This window comes from Candidatus Giovannonibacteria bacterium (genome assembly GCA_016432405.1).
Taxonomy (GTDB): domain Bacteria; phylum Patescibacteriota; class Minisyncoccia; order UBA11713; family 2-01-FULL-45-33; genus MFHE01.
Genome location: CP066687.1, coordinates 251,171 through 265,832, shown reverse-complemented (window position 1 = coordinate 265,832; position 14,662 = coordinate 251,171). Strand labels below are relative to the sequence as shown.

The following is a 14,662-nucleotide window of genomic DNA, read 5'->3' as shown; positions in this document are numbered from 1 at the left end:
ATCAAATATAAAACCCCCAGACTACGCTCGGGGTTTCTTGGACAATTTTCTCAAAACCCTTGCGGGAACACCGACGGCAATTACATTGGGCGGCAAACTCTTATTTACAAAACTATGCGCGCCGACGATGGTGTTTTCGCCAATTGTAATTCCGGGCATCACGGAGCTATGCGTGCCGATGCGGCAATTTGTCTTGAGCACCACTTTCCCCTTTTTATTGTCAATCGTGGAATACGAGTAAAGCGAGCAGTGCGAGCCAACCTGCACGTCGTCCTCTATTTCCACGCCATAGTGGGCCGCAATCAAAGTATAAGCGCCGATGTCCGTATTTTTGCCGAGTTTTAATCCTTCCGGCCGCAAGACCACCCAATTATATTTTGTCGGCTTACCGTGCCGAATTCTCGGCACTCTCCAATTTTTGAATCTTGCTTTAGTTCTAGACATATCGTCCTCCTTAACTAACCCTGATTAGAAAACATTTCCTCGCTAATCAAGGTTTCGGCTGGAATGCCTGACTTGGCCGTCTTGCCGATGATTTGATTTAAGTATTTTGGCGGCATTCCGGTGCCGGGGCGGCGGATATCCAGATTTTCGCGAGTGAATTTTTCGCCTTTTTTAATGTCGCAGGCGGCAACAATGCTTTTTCTCGCCACGGTCACGTATTGGCGCTCGGCAGGAAGAAGCTCTTTTACGCCACTGCCCATCATTAGCGGCACCTGTTTTAACATTGCAACCATTTCTTGAAATTCTTTTGGTTCGGTGGAAGCAATGTGATCCGGCCCTTTCATTTTTCTATCCAAAGTAAAATGCTTTTCTATCATACAGGCGCCAAGAGCAACTGCCGCGATGGCTGCTTGCGGCCCCACGGTGTGGTCGGAATACCCCACAAGCCCGCCGAGCTCTTTCATCAATGTCTGCATTGCGCGCAGATTAACATCTTCTGACGATAAGGGATAATCAGTTGTGCAATGAAAAACCAAAATCTGGTCGTTGCCGGCTTTTTTTATCGCATCAACTGCTTCTTTTACATCTTCCAGATTAGACATGCCCGTTGATATAAGCATCGGCTTGCCGAGGCGCGCCGCGTATTCCAAAAGCGGAGTGTTCGCAAGGTCTCCCGAGCCGAACTTAAAAGCCGGCACATCGTAGGACTCCAACAAATCAACCGATTGGAAGCCGCCGTGCGGCGTAGAAAGAAAAATTATTCCTTTTTCTTTGGCGCGCTTGATCAATGCGGGATACCAGTCTTCTTTTAATTCCAATTTCCTTAACATCTCCAGCTGGCTTTCTTCGGCGCCAATGTTCTTTTTCTGATAATCGGCCATCTTGCCCGCTCCGGTCACAACCTGCTCGGCACGGAATGTCTGGAATTTCACCGCGTCAGCTCCCGCGTTTGACGCGGCGTCAATTAGTTTCAGCGCCAAATCAAAATCGCCGTTATGATTAACCCCCGCTTCAGCAATAATAAACGGCGGATTGCCGTAATTTACTTCGTAGCCGCTGATAATCAAGCCGTTCATTTTTAATAAGTGATTTGCTTAGTCAATAATTTCCGGTTGATTTCCAAATCCTCCAAAATCTTGGCAATACGAGGGCCGGTTTTGCCGTCGCCCCACGGATTTTTTATTTTTTTCAGCCGGACCAGATATTTTTTATCGTACAAGGACTTTTTTATTGCTTTTTTAATTTCAGAGCGGCTGTAGCCGACGTCTATCACGTTTCCCCCGCGCCGGCGGCCCAATTGGCGCGCGCCTACGTTCACGCACGGCGTCTTAAAAGACGAGGATTCAATCATCGCGGCGCTGGAATTCCCAACCCAGACCGCGGCTTCCCGCTCCAGCGCCAAAAAATCTTTATGCCCCAAGCTTTTGAATATCCTGAATAGCGGGTTTTTCCTTTCTTTCTCAATGGCTTTAATAATTTCTCTTCCGCCGGGGTCGGCATTCGGGTAAATAGCCACAACGGGCAACCCGAAAGATTTCACCGCGGCCAGAGTTTCTTTTATCTGCCTGCCGGCGTCATTAAACTCCTCGCTAACAGGGTGCTGGGTTAGCAAAATAACTTTCTCTTCAGGATTAATCCCCAGTTTTTGAAAAAGTTCCGCCCGAGTCGGCAATTTTTCATTTAAAATTACATCAAGCGCCGGCGCGCCGACAACATGGATTCTCCGCGCCTCCTCCCCCATCTTTCTAATTCTTTCAGCAGATTCTTTTGTGGCCGCGAAATGGATGTGCGCCATTTTCGTAATCGCGTGCCGCGCGACTTCGTCCAAAGTAAAAGTTTTTTCGCCTCCGTGGATGTGTGCGACGGGAACGCCGAGATAAAGCGCGGCGGCGGCCGTAAGCAGCATCTCAATCCGGTCTCCCAAAATTAAAACTGTATCCGGCCTCTGTTTTTCAAAAACCGCCGCGACTTTTTTTAAAAATTCTCCGGCAAACCGCGCCATGCCAAATCTATCATCCGTTTCAAAAACGGCGTCAATGTGTTTGGCGGCTGGAAAAAATTTCCTCACCTCATTTATGGTTTTGCCGAACCGAGGCATAAGATGCATGCCGGTTATATAAAGCTGGAGTTTCAGTTTTTTGCTTTTTTGCACAGCGCGCAAAACCGGCGCCATCAGCCCAAAATCCGCCCGCGTTCCCGAAACATAAGCGATTTCCCTCATTAATATTTAAACAAACGGCGCTTGCATTAAGTTTTCTGCGCATTTATAATAATTGAGAAATGAAAATAACCATATTCACAAGCAATCAGGCGCGCCACATCTCTTTAATAGAAGATTTGTCCAAAATTGCCGAGGAGGTTTACGCGGTAATAGAATCCTTTACCGTTTTCACCGGCGAGGTGGCTGATTTTTACAACAAAACGGAAATAATGCAGAAATATTTTAAGAGCGCGGTTATTGAACCGGAGAGGCAAATTTTCGGCGCGCCAAGATTTCTGCCTAAAAATGTGCGGGTGCTGTCAATAAAAGCCGGCGATTTAAGCATGCTGAACATGGAGACTTTGTCGGATGCCTTAAAATCGGATAAATACATTGTCTTTGGCTCAAGCTATATAAAAGGCCCGCTGGTTGAGTTTTTGGTCAAGAATAGAACGTACAACATCCATATTGGAACCTCGCCTTATTACCGCGGGAATTCCTGCAATTTTTGGGCGGCCTATCATGGAAACTTTGATTATGTTGGCGCAACAATTCATCTTTTAAGCCGCGGTTTGGATTCCGGCGATATGCTTTTTCACGCGTTCCCCGAGCCGATCGGCGACCCACTCCTGCTAGGCATGAGAGCGGTAAAAGCCGCCCACAAAGGTTTAATTGAAAACATCAAAAACGGCAAGATTGATAAAATGACGCCGGTGCCGCAGGATAAATCTTTGCAGATAAAATACACTAGAGGCGCGGATTTCACCGATGAGGTGGCGCGAGATTATCTGGATAATTTGCCCGCGCCGGAAACGGTTTTGGGAAAATTAAAAAATCGCGACTTCTCAAAATTTCTAAATCCGTATATTGGATAAAAAGAGCGCAGTAATGAGTTACTGCGCCTGCGCTAAAGCCATATCTAAAATCTTTTTTGCCGATTTAAAATCCGGAGCAAGGCGCGGCTTGGTCCGCGGCCGCGTCACAAAATCGGCCAAAATATCCTCCAAACTTTCCGGCGAATCGGCTATTTTGACATCCGGCGAAATTTTGGCAATCGCCTCAATCCCCGGCTTTCCATAAACTTCTTCCAACGTCTCCCAACCCATGTTTTTGCCTTTAAGGCCGAGGAAAATCGCTTTTCTGCCGCGAAGCGGCGCTAGAAAATTCTCCGTACTTATAATGCCGCAGATCACGTCAGCCCCGTAAGCGGCGTCGTTTATGGTAAAAGGAGGCCCGCCGGATTTGAAAATTAAATTCTTTGAAACGCCGGCGCTTCTAATCAAAGCGCGCTTGGCTTCTCTTTGCAAATCTCTGGGATGCGGCCGCAAGACCAGAACAAAATTCTTCTCGGGAAAATGCAGGGCAATGCTTTGAACTTCGTCCGTCAAAATCCGAAAAGAAATTTCGTCAAGATATTCCCTAGCACCATACCAATCGCGGAGTTCGCTGGAGATGCCGCCGATGTACAAAATAACAATATCGCCCTCGCTAACGCCCCATTCGTTTCGCGCCATTTTGCGGTGACTATCAGCTTTCGCCACATCCAATGAATCTAAATTCGGCGTGCCTGTAGCAAAAATTTTTTCTTCCGGGAAACCGCAGCTCTCAACGAAAATCGCCTTAGCCAGCTCATCATTTACAAAAATACCGTTTATCTCGTCCATTCTTTTCTTGTTTGGCGCGAAAATCGGATTAAACCGCTGTCCCCAGCTCTCAAGAACTAGAAATATCTTTTTAGCCCCAAGAACACTTTTTCCTCCAAAAAGCACAACGCCGTCCGGACTATTAAAGGCATTAAGCGTTCCGAAAACAATATCAATGCATTTTCGTCCCGCAAGATCAAGCAAATCCGCCAAAACCAGCTTATGCCCGGCGACCAGAACAAAATCTTTTCCGAATTGTTCGGCAAACGCATTGTTGGAAAAACCCGAGGTCAGAACAATAATTGTCTCGCAGAGCGCGTCTTCTTTTAGCGCGGCGACCAACGGACCGACGACAGAATAAGCGCCCGGATTTCCACACGCCAAGAGAACATTTTTTGCTCCCCTCTCCAAAATCCATATCTTGGCTTCAGACATCGCCTCACCTCCTCTTATGTAATCTTTCGGAACCTTATCACGTTTCCATCATCCTTGCAATATTGGCGTGGTCTTCTCTGGCCATTTCAAAAGCGTTGGCGTTAAGCGCCCCCATTTTTGTTTTTGGAAACATATTTGAACGAAAACCGCAAATAATGCCTAGCTCTTCCAAAATCTTCAGCGTGTCCGCGTTGTAGGAATTCACCGGATGCGCTACGGCAACCGGGTTTTGGCCGGTGACTCGTTTTATGTGCGAGTAATTTTTTTTATACTCGTCAAGTTGCGCTTTAAAAGGCAAATCCGCAAATGATGTGGGATGAGAATAAGAATGCAATCCAACAATATGTCCGTTATCGCTAAGATATTTTAAATTTCTGTTCGACATCCATAAACTTTTCGACATTTCTTTTTTGTCCAAGCCATAATCTTTTAACATAGTATTCATTATTTTTTCGTAATCCTCTTTTCCCAACACTTTGTCGCGCAAAAAACGAAATCGGACGTCATTTACGGAGTAAAACGGGAAGTCCGCCAGCATCTTTTTTTCAAACTCCGAATTTACTTGTACAGTCATTCCCAAATCAGAAACTTTTTTTAAAAATAATTGATAAAAATCATCTATGTTATCAAAATGTTTTACCCGGAAAAATCTGTAGAGCTCCAGATTCTCCAGTCTTCCTTCAAAAACGCCGGAGTAAACAAACCAAAAAGCCCTAAGACCGTATTTCTCTAAAACAGGCAAGGCGATTTCCGTCTGGCATAAAAGGGCGTCATCAAAAGTCAGGCAAACATCCCCGTCTTTTAATTTGCTTTCTTTCAATCGTTTTAACCACTCAAGCGGCGGCAAAATTCTTTCAATGCCAACATAGCGTAATATGTTGTCTAAATCGTCGGCGGAAATGGCGCCCTGCCCCCGGGGATGCGCTTCATTATAAAAGTGATGAAACATAATCCCGTGCGGAATTTTTTTTGGATATGCCATAGATTTTAACTGAAATAGCTCTCCAGCTTGCTTTCTCTGACCGTGTCCAGTGTGCTGCAATGGATGCCGCCCATGTAATAAGAATGTCTGAAGCGGATTGGGACCGGAGTAATTTTGTGTTTTTTTAAAAGATTGATTAAAGAAACCTGCCGCTCGTCAACGATTACGGTGCTTGGATCCACCGAAAGAATATTCATGCCAATCCAATCCGATGCTATAGAATCAAGGCTTGATTGAACGCCCAAAGACGCAAGCTCGGCATGAACCTTTTTACGAACCTCTTTGTGAAATTTTACAGTTGACTCCGGCGCCGGAACAATATCAGTAAAATAAATTTTCTCCCACGAATCTAAAATCGGAGGGCAAGTCTCCGGCGACACCCTTGTCGCATTAAGCAAAACAAGACCAGGACGCAAAGCCAAAACAGTTGAGTCAATATGGCTGGAGCGGTAAATTTTTTCAGTAGTGTGCACGCGATATTCATCACCCAATACGCTCTGCAACCATTTTGCGCCAAGATTATTGCCTGATCTGGATACCAGATAAAGCAAGTCTTTGCCCATTCTCACGGTATTGGCTGCCTCAAAAAGAATTTCATTTTCGGTTAATTTTATAAATTTCTGCCCGTCTTCGTACTCATCTTTTTCGCCATCATAATAAGTAATCATGGGATTGCCGGCAAGTTTCGGCTTCGGCCCGGCAATCCAGCGAAATCCTTCTTTGAAATATTCATACCAAATATCATAGAGACCAGATGCCTCAAAATATCTATGTTTTTCTTGAGATGGAGATTCAATAACAGTATTTCCAACAACAAGATGAAGGTCTCTCATGTTGTAGCAATAATCTCCGGCCGCCCGGAAGTAAGGCGTTGCAAAGAAATTATTTATATGCGACGTCTCCGGCCGATGTACCTTAACGCCGAAGGATTTAAGCGCGTCGCTTAATCCCTCTAAATCTTCATTTATTTCGTCAATTAGCCATTTGGGCGAGGCTTCGCGCGCCAAACGATTGGCTTTTTCCAAAAGAGTCTCCGAAATCGGGCCGGGCTCTGTAAACAAAAGTGGCGCCTGGCCTTCGCCGCGGCCAACAATAATCTCCCGAAGTTTGTCCCATTCGTTATGACTGTTGATTTTCATATTGTTTTTTAACGATTCTCTATTGGTTTGTAAGCGATGAAATCCGCATGGCGCAAGCCGCAAGCGCCCTTAAAAAGAACCTCTGTTTTTTCTATAAACTTGCGCAGTTTATTTAAGTCGGATGTATGAACCAAACTAACAAACTCGTCGGCTTCCCCAAGAGCTCGCAGAAGCTTCTCGCGAAGGGGCTGGAGAAAATTCAGCGCGTCGGAAGAATTTGCCAGCGCGCGCGATAATTCTTGAAAACGGCCAACATCGAGCTTTGTATTTTTATTGAAGTTCGCCACATATGATGTAAGATTCGCAAGCGCCGCCGCAAGCGGATTCAGCCCGCTCATGAATTTGGGAAAGACCTTGCTATCCGATTCTGTCTGCAGCATCCAAACCAGTTCGGTAAGCGCGCCAAGACTAGCAAGATTAGATACAGATGCAGCATCAAACTTTGGCTGGTGATGCAGCGAGTCCCCCAAAAGGGGCATCGTGAACGAGGGGTATGACGAATATAAACGCATGCCGCTCTTCTTTATCCAGCCAGTAACTTCCGCAACAGAAGGGTCGTCCTGGGATTGAATTACCCATCTGTCAAAAATGATGGCGCGGCGCGTGCGAGGAATAAACTTCTCACTGCGGTCAATGTCTTCTTTAAAAAGAAATTCGCAAACCTCTACCATTTCGTCGGGCGTTGAAGCAAAATGATAGACAGCGAAGCGCTGCAGCATATTCTGGAATCCCCCGGCCTTATTTGGGTCTCCGAAAATCAGAAATCCGCCCGGTTTGACCATCCTCGCGATTTTTTGGAAAGCAATTTCCTTTGCTGCGGTGTGCGAGAGCACGGCCCTGCAATGAACAATGTCATACAGCTTGCCGCTCTCCGGGCTATAATCAAAAATCGATGAACAAATAAAAGTATGGTCGTCAAAATTCCGCGCGTATTGTTTAAACACCTCTTTTGAGATGCTCTGCGCTTTGGAATTCATTTCAACAAGCGTGCACTTGGCGCCCCAGCTTGCAAGATACACGGTGTTTTCCCCCGTTCCCGCCCCGAAGTCTATAAGTTCCGCGCCGCGAAACATTTGCGGAGGGAATTTGAACAGCTCTCTATAAACAAATTCGGCGTTCTTTACATAATCCCTGTACGCGGCTTCGTTTTTATGGGAAAAGTATTGCGAAGGAATTTCTTCCCGAAAAGTTTTGAGGGTCTCACTTTCTGTTTTCTTAATCCTGCCTTTATTAAGAATCATTTTTGCCGAGAGTAATTTCTAAAAAGTAGAACTGGTGGAGTATTTGCGTTCCGTTGATGATAGCGCGTTCGCCGTTTTCAAGCTTAAAAGTCCATGATCGCAGGGGGTCGTCCTTATGCCGCGGGATATCGATTCCTATAACGAAGCGATGAAAGGCGCCCTTCGCGCCTCGTTTGCGCAAATGTTCAAGCACTGTTTTCTGCGAAAACATATTCCATCCGCGCTGATAGCGCGAACCCGGCTTTGCATAACGCACGCGCATAACCACATCAACATCCTCGGGGTTGAAAAGCCCATCGACAAATATATGGCCATTGGGTTTTACCAATCGAAGTAAATTATCTAACCAAGAACCAACATCATCAAATATGCTATGCACGGCCAGAAGAAATACCGCGTCAAATTTACTCTTGGGCAGTCCTCTTCCCGTATAAATATCGCCGCGCACATAACTTGCCTGCGGCACCTCGCGTTTTGCCAGTTTCAAAAGCGCGGGCATAATATCCAATCCGGTAAGCGAAGCATTGGGATAGCGCGCGCGCAGATAGTGGAGAAAGTCGCCGGTCGCGCAGCCGACATCCAATATTTCAGGGCGCGTAAGTTTCCGCAAATGACGATCCGCAATCCGTATTATTGACTTAAACTTCTCTTTAACTTTAAGTTTGCGATTCTCGCTTAAATATAACTTATCGTGCTCTCGAACAATTTTTTTATTAAACGGGTTTTGCGTACTCATATTTATTCCTCAAGTTTATATAGAGTCCGTAAATTTCGCAAGTCTTCTTCAAAAGTATAAGGATAAGGCGCGCGGCCGTAGATAGCGTCAACAAATGCTTTCATTTCGTCGTTATACATATCCTCGGCGGTCAAATAGCCGGTTGCAGAGTTGCCTTTCGGAACATCAATATTATCGGTTAATTTTGTTTTAGCATCGTAAATTTTAATAACATTCTCAAGCCACTCCCATTCCAGCACCCCATCGCTTCCCAAAACACGCAGCGTCCGGAATGGCTTGCGCGAAATGACATCAATCAACAGACTGCCTAAAATTTTATTTTGATATTTTAAGTAAGCCCAAGTAATATCTTTGGCGCCCATTTCCAACTCCAGGTCCGAAATTTTATCCGTAAAACCGAAGACGACGTTGGCCTGATGCCCGAAAAGCCAATTCAGCCAGCTAAGTTCAAATAAAAACATCGTGCGGAAAGCGCCGGTTTCTTTTTTGGCAAAATAAATTTGGCGGTAATCTTCCCACGGATGCCATTCCGGCAAATATTGGCCCGCATGATGGTGAAAAGCCAAAACTTTCCCGATGCGCCCGCTGTCAACAAACTTTTTCACCATTTTAATCGGGAGAAAAAAACGAAATGAGCAGGAGGGCGCCATAACAATGCCCGAATTTTTATCCGCCAGCCGGCGGATTTCTTCATAACCGTCGTCTGTCGTCGCGAGCTCAACAAAAAAATGTTTTTTATTGGCAAGCGCCCAGCGGATGTAATCCCCGTGCTTGTCTGGGGGCGTGGAGATGCTCACCGCATCAATGTTTTCAACCTGAATTTTATTTAAATTATCAAATGTTTTAATGCCGTATTTTTCTTCCGCTTCTTTTCTCCTTTCCGCCGAAAAATCAAGGCCGACAACATTCTGCTCGCCGTTGGCAAAAAGATTGCGCACCCGCCGCTTACCCATTGACCCAAGCCCAATTTGCAAAAATGTAAGCTTATCCGCCATGTTTTTTCAAATATTCTATGTTTTTAACATCCCAAACGGCTTCATCCCAATTGGAAAAATACTTGCCGCCTTTTATCAAACCGATAAAAAAATTAATTTCTCTTTGATACATCTTACCGCGGTCTTCGGCGTCCGACGAATTCCATATTAAACTACCCTTGGAGCCCGCTATTTCCAGGGACCGTCTGCCGGGAATTCTTAAATAATCCTGGTGCACGGACACGATTACCCCAGTCTTTTTGCCGACAAAAACGCTTTCCGCCAAATCCTCCGTATTTATTTTTAAATCAGATATCTTTTTGACCAAAGAACGTTGCGGGATTAAAACATCGTCCAAAAGCCATGCGGGATAATTAATATCGTGCACTAAATCCAGCAAAACCCCTCCGCCAAGATTTTTTCTCGCAGAATAAATTTTGCGATAATCGCGCCCCGGCCGCCACTCTTTCAGGTCCTGCCCCACCGACGCGCGCAAGTAATAAATTCGGCCCAGTTTGCCGCTCTTGATAATTTTTTTAATTTTAATAAATGGCCCGAAAAAGTGAAAGCAGTATCCAACAAAAGCGCTTATCCGATTCTTCAGCAAAAGCCGACCGAGCGAATTCAGATTTTTTAAATTATGCGATAGCGGTTTCTCTATAAAAAGCGCTTTGGTCCGCCAGCCGGCGGATAGAGCAATGCATTTTTTTATTGTCACAACATGTTTAGAAGTTTCGTTCGCGATAATAATGCCGTCATACGGACCGCACTTTTTAAATTCGCGCCAATTTTTAACCTGACGCGGCAAATTGACATCGTCCCTTCTAGAAAACACAATGACATTTTTTGTACGCTTAACTAAATTGTTATAATGCCGCTGTCCTATTGAACCGAATCCGATTAAGCCGATTTTCATAGAAAATTTATTTAAAATTTTTAATTTGCTTACCCAGTTTTTTCCGATTTTTGTAGAGCAATTCCGCCAAAACCCAATCTTCGGGATTATCTAAATCAACCGACCGCCACCTGTCACAAACCACGGCTCTTGTATCGCTGGTAAAAATGTCTTTTTCTTTAAGCAACGCGGATGTTTTTACAATATACACGAAACAGCCGTTTAAAATGTACGCCTTGCGCCATTGCTGGACATTAGACGGCAGCTTGTCTCCGGGGCTGTTAGCCAAAATGATTTTATTTTTCGCGCCCAGATAATAAAGGCGCGGATGCGTGGGGCACACGGTAAGAACGGTTGTGGCGCCGCTTTTTTTCATAAATTCCCAGCATTCATGAATGTCCTTTTGTTCGCGAAGCGGCGAGGTTGTGTGCAAAAACATTACATATTCCGGTTCGTATCCTTCTTCTTTTTTTAATCTCTTTAGAAAATAAACGGCCGAATCATTGACGCTGGCTTTGTCTGCAGCCAAGCGCTTGGGGCGCAAAAACGGCACCTCCGCTCCGCATCTTCGCGCAATCGCCGCAATTTTTTGGGAATCCGTGTCCACAACCACCCTGTCAATAAAAGAATTTTCTTTTGCCTGCAAAATCGTATGCGCAATCAAAGGTTTGCCAAAAAAATTCCTGATGTTTTTATTGGGAATGCGTTTAGACCCCCCTCTTGCGGGAATAATGGCCAAAAGTTTTTCTTTCATGCTTTTAAAACTTTTTTAACTGACTTGGCGTTTCAATCGCCACTCTTCGTTCGGCAGACGCTCCCATAAATGCGGCGACCTAAATTCGTCGGCTAATTTCATAAAATATTTTTTGTTCATCGCAGGATAATCAAACATTTTAACAATCTTTGGCGAAAAGTCCTTTTTCGTAATGCTTAAATACTGAAAAAGTTCGTCCTCAAATCTTGCGGGGTATTCTCCGTCAAATCTTCTCACAAGCGATACCCCTTCATCGCGCGTTATATCGCCCGATCTTATTTCCTGCGCCGCATCCCAAGTCGCGCGCCCAATGCCGAATTTTATGAACATTGTGTAAAAATTCAAGTCATCCATTTTATCATCAATGCTGGTATATTTTCCGTATGTCCCCGGGCTGCGTTCCGGGGCGGCCTGAAAGCCACCGTGTTCCACCGCGTAATAATAACAGGATTGCGGATGCCACTTTAAATAATATCCCAGATAATGTACCTCCAAAGCGATTTTTTCCATTCTTGCCGGATCGGCGGGGAAATACTGCTGAAGATCGTTATCTGAAATATCGTAGCGCTGTTTAAGATCCGCTACGGATACGCCGCCTAAATAAATTTTGGATTGATCTTTCGCCGTGAAATAAGACCGGTCGCGTTTGGCAGTGGACATATCCGCAATTGGGTTGCCGTATTCTGCTTCATTTTCTCCGTAAAAAACCAAGGGGATATTAAAAGATACGGCTAATTTTGGCGGGAGGGATTTTTGCCCCAAAATAAACGGCTGGAAGGGATGAAAAAGTTTTTCAAGAGCAAGGCGGGTTAATAAGCGATGCACATTGCCGTTCGGCGTATGCAAGTAATTGTCAAACCCGGCGTGAATCCACGCCTGAAAATTTTTCCACCCCCAATCGGTATAAAGATGCGGCGCCCAAGTCACCGTCAACGGGTGCATGCCGTATTTATATTTCAAAATATGGGCGGCGTAAAAACTATCTTTGCCCCCGGACCCCGGAACGATGCAGTCGTATTCTCCGTTATTTTTGCGGTATCTACCGCACAATGCCGCCAACTGCCGTTCACGTTCGGCCCAGTCAATTTGAGTTTTTTTTATTTTGGCAAAGCGGCACGCATCACAAACTCCTTCAGCATCAAAGTTAATCGTGGCTTTGCGAGTGTCGCTTGTGTGCGCGAATTCAATTGCTGAATTCGGCCGCTGGTTGGAAATTACGCACTTTTTACAAAACTTAACCTCTTGCGGCAAACCGTATTTGACTTGCGTGTTCTTAACTTTTGAAATCATGCGATCTTAATGAAATTTTTAATTATCTCAAGCCCGGCATCGCCGCTGCGCTCCGGATGGAACTGCGTCCCGTAAATGTTGCCTTTTTTCACAACCGAGCAAAATTCCTGCCCGCCGTAAGTTGTAAGCCCGAAAATGTGCTCCCTTTTTTCCGGCCGCAAAATATAAGAATGTACGAAATAAAAATCTTTGTTCCACGCGTCTCCGCCGGGCGAGCTGACTCTATTCCATCCGATATGCGGTATTTTCTCCCCGCCGGCAAGCTCCGGGAAACGCGTAACTTTGCCAGGAATTATGTCCAGCCCTTCAAAAACCCCGAACTCATGCCCTTCTGAAAGCAAAATCTGCGCGCCCAAACATATGCCAAGCATCGGCTTGTTGCTGACAGCAAATTCTTTCACGGCATCAACGAGCCCGCGAACCTTAAGGCCTCTCATTCCCGCCTCAAAAGAACCGACCCCGGGCAAAACTACGGCATCCGAGTTTAAAATTTCATCCGCGTCTTCAGAAATCGCCGCATCAATTTCAAAAAACTTAAATGCCCGCCGCAGACTATGCAGATTTCCAACACCGTAATCAATAATTGTTATTTTAGGTTCGGACATTTATATTTTTTGCTTTTAGATAATTTTTAACATCTCCTATCTTAAAATCTCCGTAATGAAAAATTGAGGATGCAGAAATGGCATCTGCTTTCCCATCCATAATAACTTTGTCCAAAGATTCCAAATCCCCAGCGCCGCCGTGCGCGATAACCGGAACCGGCGAGAAGGCGCTGATTCGTCGGATTAAATCCAAATCATACCCCCGTCTGGTTCCGTCGCGGTCAACCGATGTCACCAAAATCTCGCCGACGCCAAGCTCAATACCGCGTCTTGCCCATTCTACGGCATCAAGCCCAGAATGCTCCCTTCCGCCATCTGTGTACGCCTCATAAGCGCCGTTGGGCTGTTTTTTTGCTTCAATGTAAAGCACAATACATTGAGAGCCGAATTCTTTTGCCGCCTCGCTTAAAAATTCCGGGTGGCGGACAGCGTAAGTGTTAATCGCGACTTTATCCGCTCCCGAACGCAGAGCGTTATTTATGTCATGAATCGTCCGGATGCCGCCGCCGACGGTTACCGGTATGAAAATATTTTCGGTTACGGATTTTAATAAATCAAAATCAAGATTCCTCTGATATAAACTTGCAACGATGTCCAAGTAAATCAGCTCGTCCGCGCCCTCTTTGTGATAACGTATAGCCGATTCTTTCGGGTCGCCCACAACGCGCAGCGCTTCCGTATGCACCGGCTTTACAACATTCGGCCCTTTTATGTCCAGCCGCGGTATGATGCGGATATTTTTCATAATTCATGAAAGCGAGCGCACGACTCTTGCCGGGCTTCCGGCGGCGACGACGCGCGGCTGGATATCTTTACTCACCACGCTGCCCGCGCCAATTACGCTGTTTTCTCCTATGGTAACCCCAGCCAAAATGACGACGTTGGCGCCAATCCACGCCCCTCGCTTTACAACTATCGGCTTGGATGGCTTATAGTCCTGATAACAAATAGGGACGTCCGGATTTTTAAATTCGTGGTCGGTTGTATACATGTGAACCCCGGGCCCCAAAAGCACTTCGTCTTCTATAGTAATCCCATGCTCTCCGTCTTTTGGATTGGCGGCCAAAAAACTGCCTGGCCGGACAATAACGCCTTTGCCAATACTGATTTTGGAAGGGCAGATAAAATAAGAGCCGGGGCGCAATTCCGCGGTCGCGTCAAAATGCCTGAACTTCTTCTTACAAAACGCGCGCATCGTGGAATTAAAATGCAGTTTCCAATGAGTCCATGGAATATCAGGCCCGATCCTGTCAGCCGTCCGCCAGAATTTTATCCGCTCAAAAATTTCTTGAATCGCCATGGTATGTCATATATAATAACCACA

Annotated in this window: 16 protein-coding genes; 1 reads left to right on the top strand and 15 read right to left on the bottom strand. The window is 45.6% G+C overall.

Annotated elements, in window-relative coordinates:
- Positions 1–21: 21 nt before the first annotated feature.
- The 3 genes from HYW15_01715 to neuC are packed head-to-tail and all read right to left on the bottom strand — an operon-like array spanning position 22 to position 2,665.
- Positions 22–444: an acyltransferase gene (locus HYW15_01715; GenBank protein ID QQG42907.1), complete on the bottom strand. Its 423-nt coding sequence runs from the start codon at positions 442–444 to the stop codon at positions 22–24.
- Positions 445–458: 14 nt separating this feature from the next.
- Complete coding sequence (gene neuB / locus HYW15_01710; protein QQG42906.1) at positions 459–1,520, bottom strand: N-acetylneuraminate synthase; 1,062 nt, start codon at positions 1,518–1,520, stop codon at positions 459–461.
- Positions 1,521–1,522: 2 nt separating this feature from the next.
- Positions 1,523–2,665 (bottom strand): UDP-N-acetylglucosamine 2-epimerase (hydrolyzing), encoded by a 1,143-nt coding sequence (gene neuC / locus HYW15_01705; GenBank protein QQG42905.1) that lies wholly within the window; start codon positions 2,663–2,665, stop codon positions 1,523–1,525.
- Positions 2,666–2,724: 59 nt separating this feature from the next.
- Here neuC and HYW15_01700 point away from each other — a divergent pair, with 59 nt between their 5' ends.
- On the top strand, positions 2,725–3,519 hold the full coding sequence (locus HYW15_01700) for a methionyl-tRNA formyltransferase (GenBank protein ID QQG42904.1): 795 nt from the start codon (positions 2,725–2,727) through the stop codon (positions 3,517–3,519).
- 18 nt (positions 3,520–3,537) lie between these two features.
- Here HYW15_01700 and HYW15_01695 read toward each other — a convergent pair whose 3' ends face one another.
- Genes HYW15_01695 through HYW15_01640 form a run of 12 tightly spaced genes read right to left on the bottom strand, consistent with a single transcriptional unit; the run spans position 3,538 to position 14,638 of the window.
- Entirely contained in the window at positions 3,538–4,722 is a 1,185-nt protein-coding gene (locus tag HYW15_01695; protein ID QQG42903.1) for a CDP-glycerol glycerophosphotransferase family protein, read from the bottom strand.
- A 37-nt stretch (positions 4,723–4,759) separates the two neighbouring features.
- On the bottom strand, positions 4,760–5,704 hold the full coding sequence (locus HYW15_01690) for a polysaccharide deacetylase family protein (GenBank protein QQG42902.1): 945 nt from the start codon (positions 5,702–5,704) through the stop codon (positions 4,760–4,762).
- A gap of 5 nt (positions 5,705–5,709) precedes the next feature.
- A complete protein-coding gene (locus HYW15_01685) occupies positions 5,710–6,843 on the bottom strand; it encodes a hypothetical protein (protein ID QQG42901.1) in 1,134 nt (377 codons plus the stop codon).
- Positions 6,844–6,851: 8 nt separating this feature from the next.
- Complete coding sequence (locus HYW15_01680; protein ID QQG42900.1) at positions 6,852–8,084, bottom strand: class I SAM-dependent methyltransferase; 1,233 nt, start codon at positions 8,082–8,084, stop codon at positions 6,852–6,854.
- Entirely contained in the window at positions 8,074–8,820 is a 747-nt protein-coding gene (locus tag HYW15_01675) for a class I SAM-dependent methyltransferase (GenBank protein QQG42899.1), read from the bottom strand. The genes HYW15_01680 and HYW15_01675 overlap by 11 nt, the downstream gene beginning before the upstream one ends.
- A gap of 2 nt (positions 8,821–8,822) precedes the next feature.
- On the bottom strand, positions 8,823–9,815 hold the full coding sequence (locus tag HYW15_01670) for a Gfo/Idh/MocA family oxidoreductase (protein ID QQG42898.1): 993 nt from the start codon (positions 9,813–9,815) through the stop codon (positions 8,823–8,825).
- Positions 9,805–10,710 (bottom strand): Gfo/Idh/MocA family oxidoreductase, encoded by a 906-nt coding sequence (locus HYW15_01665; protein ID QQG42897.1) that lies wholly within the window; start codon positions 10,708–10,710, stop codon positions 9,805–9,807. The genes HYW15_01670 and HYW15_01665 overlap by 11 nt, the downstream gene beginning before the upstream one ends.
- 7 nt (positions 10,711–10,717) lie before the next feature.
- Positions 10,718–11,443, bottom strand: coding sequence for an acylneuraminate cytidylyltransferase family protein (locus HYW15_01660; protein QQG42896.1), 726 nt, complete (start codon positions 11,441–11,443; stop codon positions 10,718–10,720).
- Positions 11,444–11,458: 15 nt separating this feature from the next.
- Positions 11,459–12,733 (bottom strand): N-acetyl sugar amidotransferase, encoded by a 1,275-nt coding sequence (locus HYW15_01655; GenBank protein ID QQG42895.1) that lies wholly within the window; start codon positions 12,731–12,733, stop codon positions 11,459–11,461.
- Entirely contained in the window at positions 12,730–13,338 is a 609-nt protein-coding gene (hisH, locus tag HYW15_01650) for an imidazole glycerol phosphate synthase subunit HisH (protein QQG42894.1), read from the bottom strand. Before hisH ends, HYW15_01655 begins: the two co-directional genes overlap by 4 nt.
- On the bottom strand, positions 13,325–14,083 hold the full coding sequence (hisF, locus tag HYW15_01645; protein QQG42893.1) for an imidazole glycerol phosphate synthase subunit HisF: 759 nt from the start codon (positions 14,081–14,083) through the stop codon (positions 13,325–13,327). Before hisF ends, hisH begins: the two co-directional genes overlap by 14 nt.
- Before the next feature lie 3 nt (positions 14,084–14,086).
- Entirely contained in the window at positions 14,087–14,638 is a 552-nt protein-coding gene (locus tag HYW15_01640; GenBank protein ID QQG42892.1) for an acyltransferase, read from the bottom strand.
- Positions 14,639–14,662: the final 24 nt, after the last annotated feature.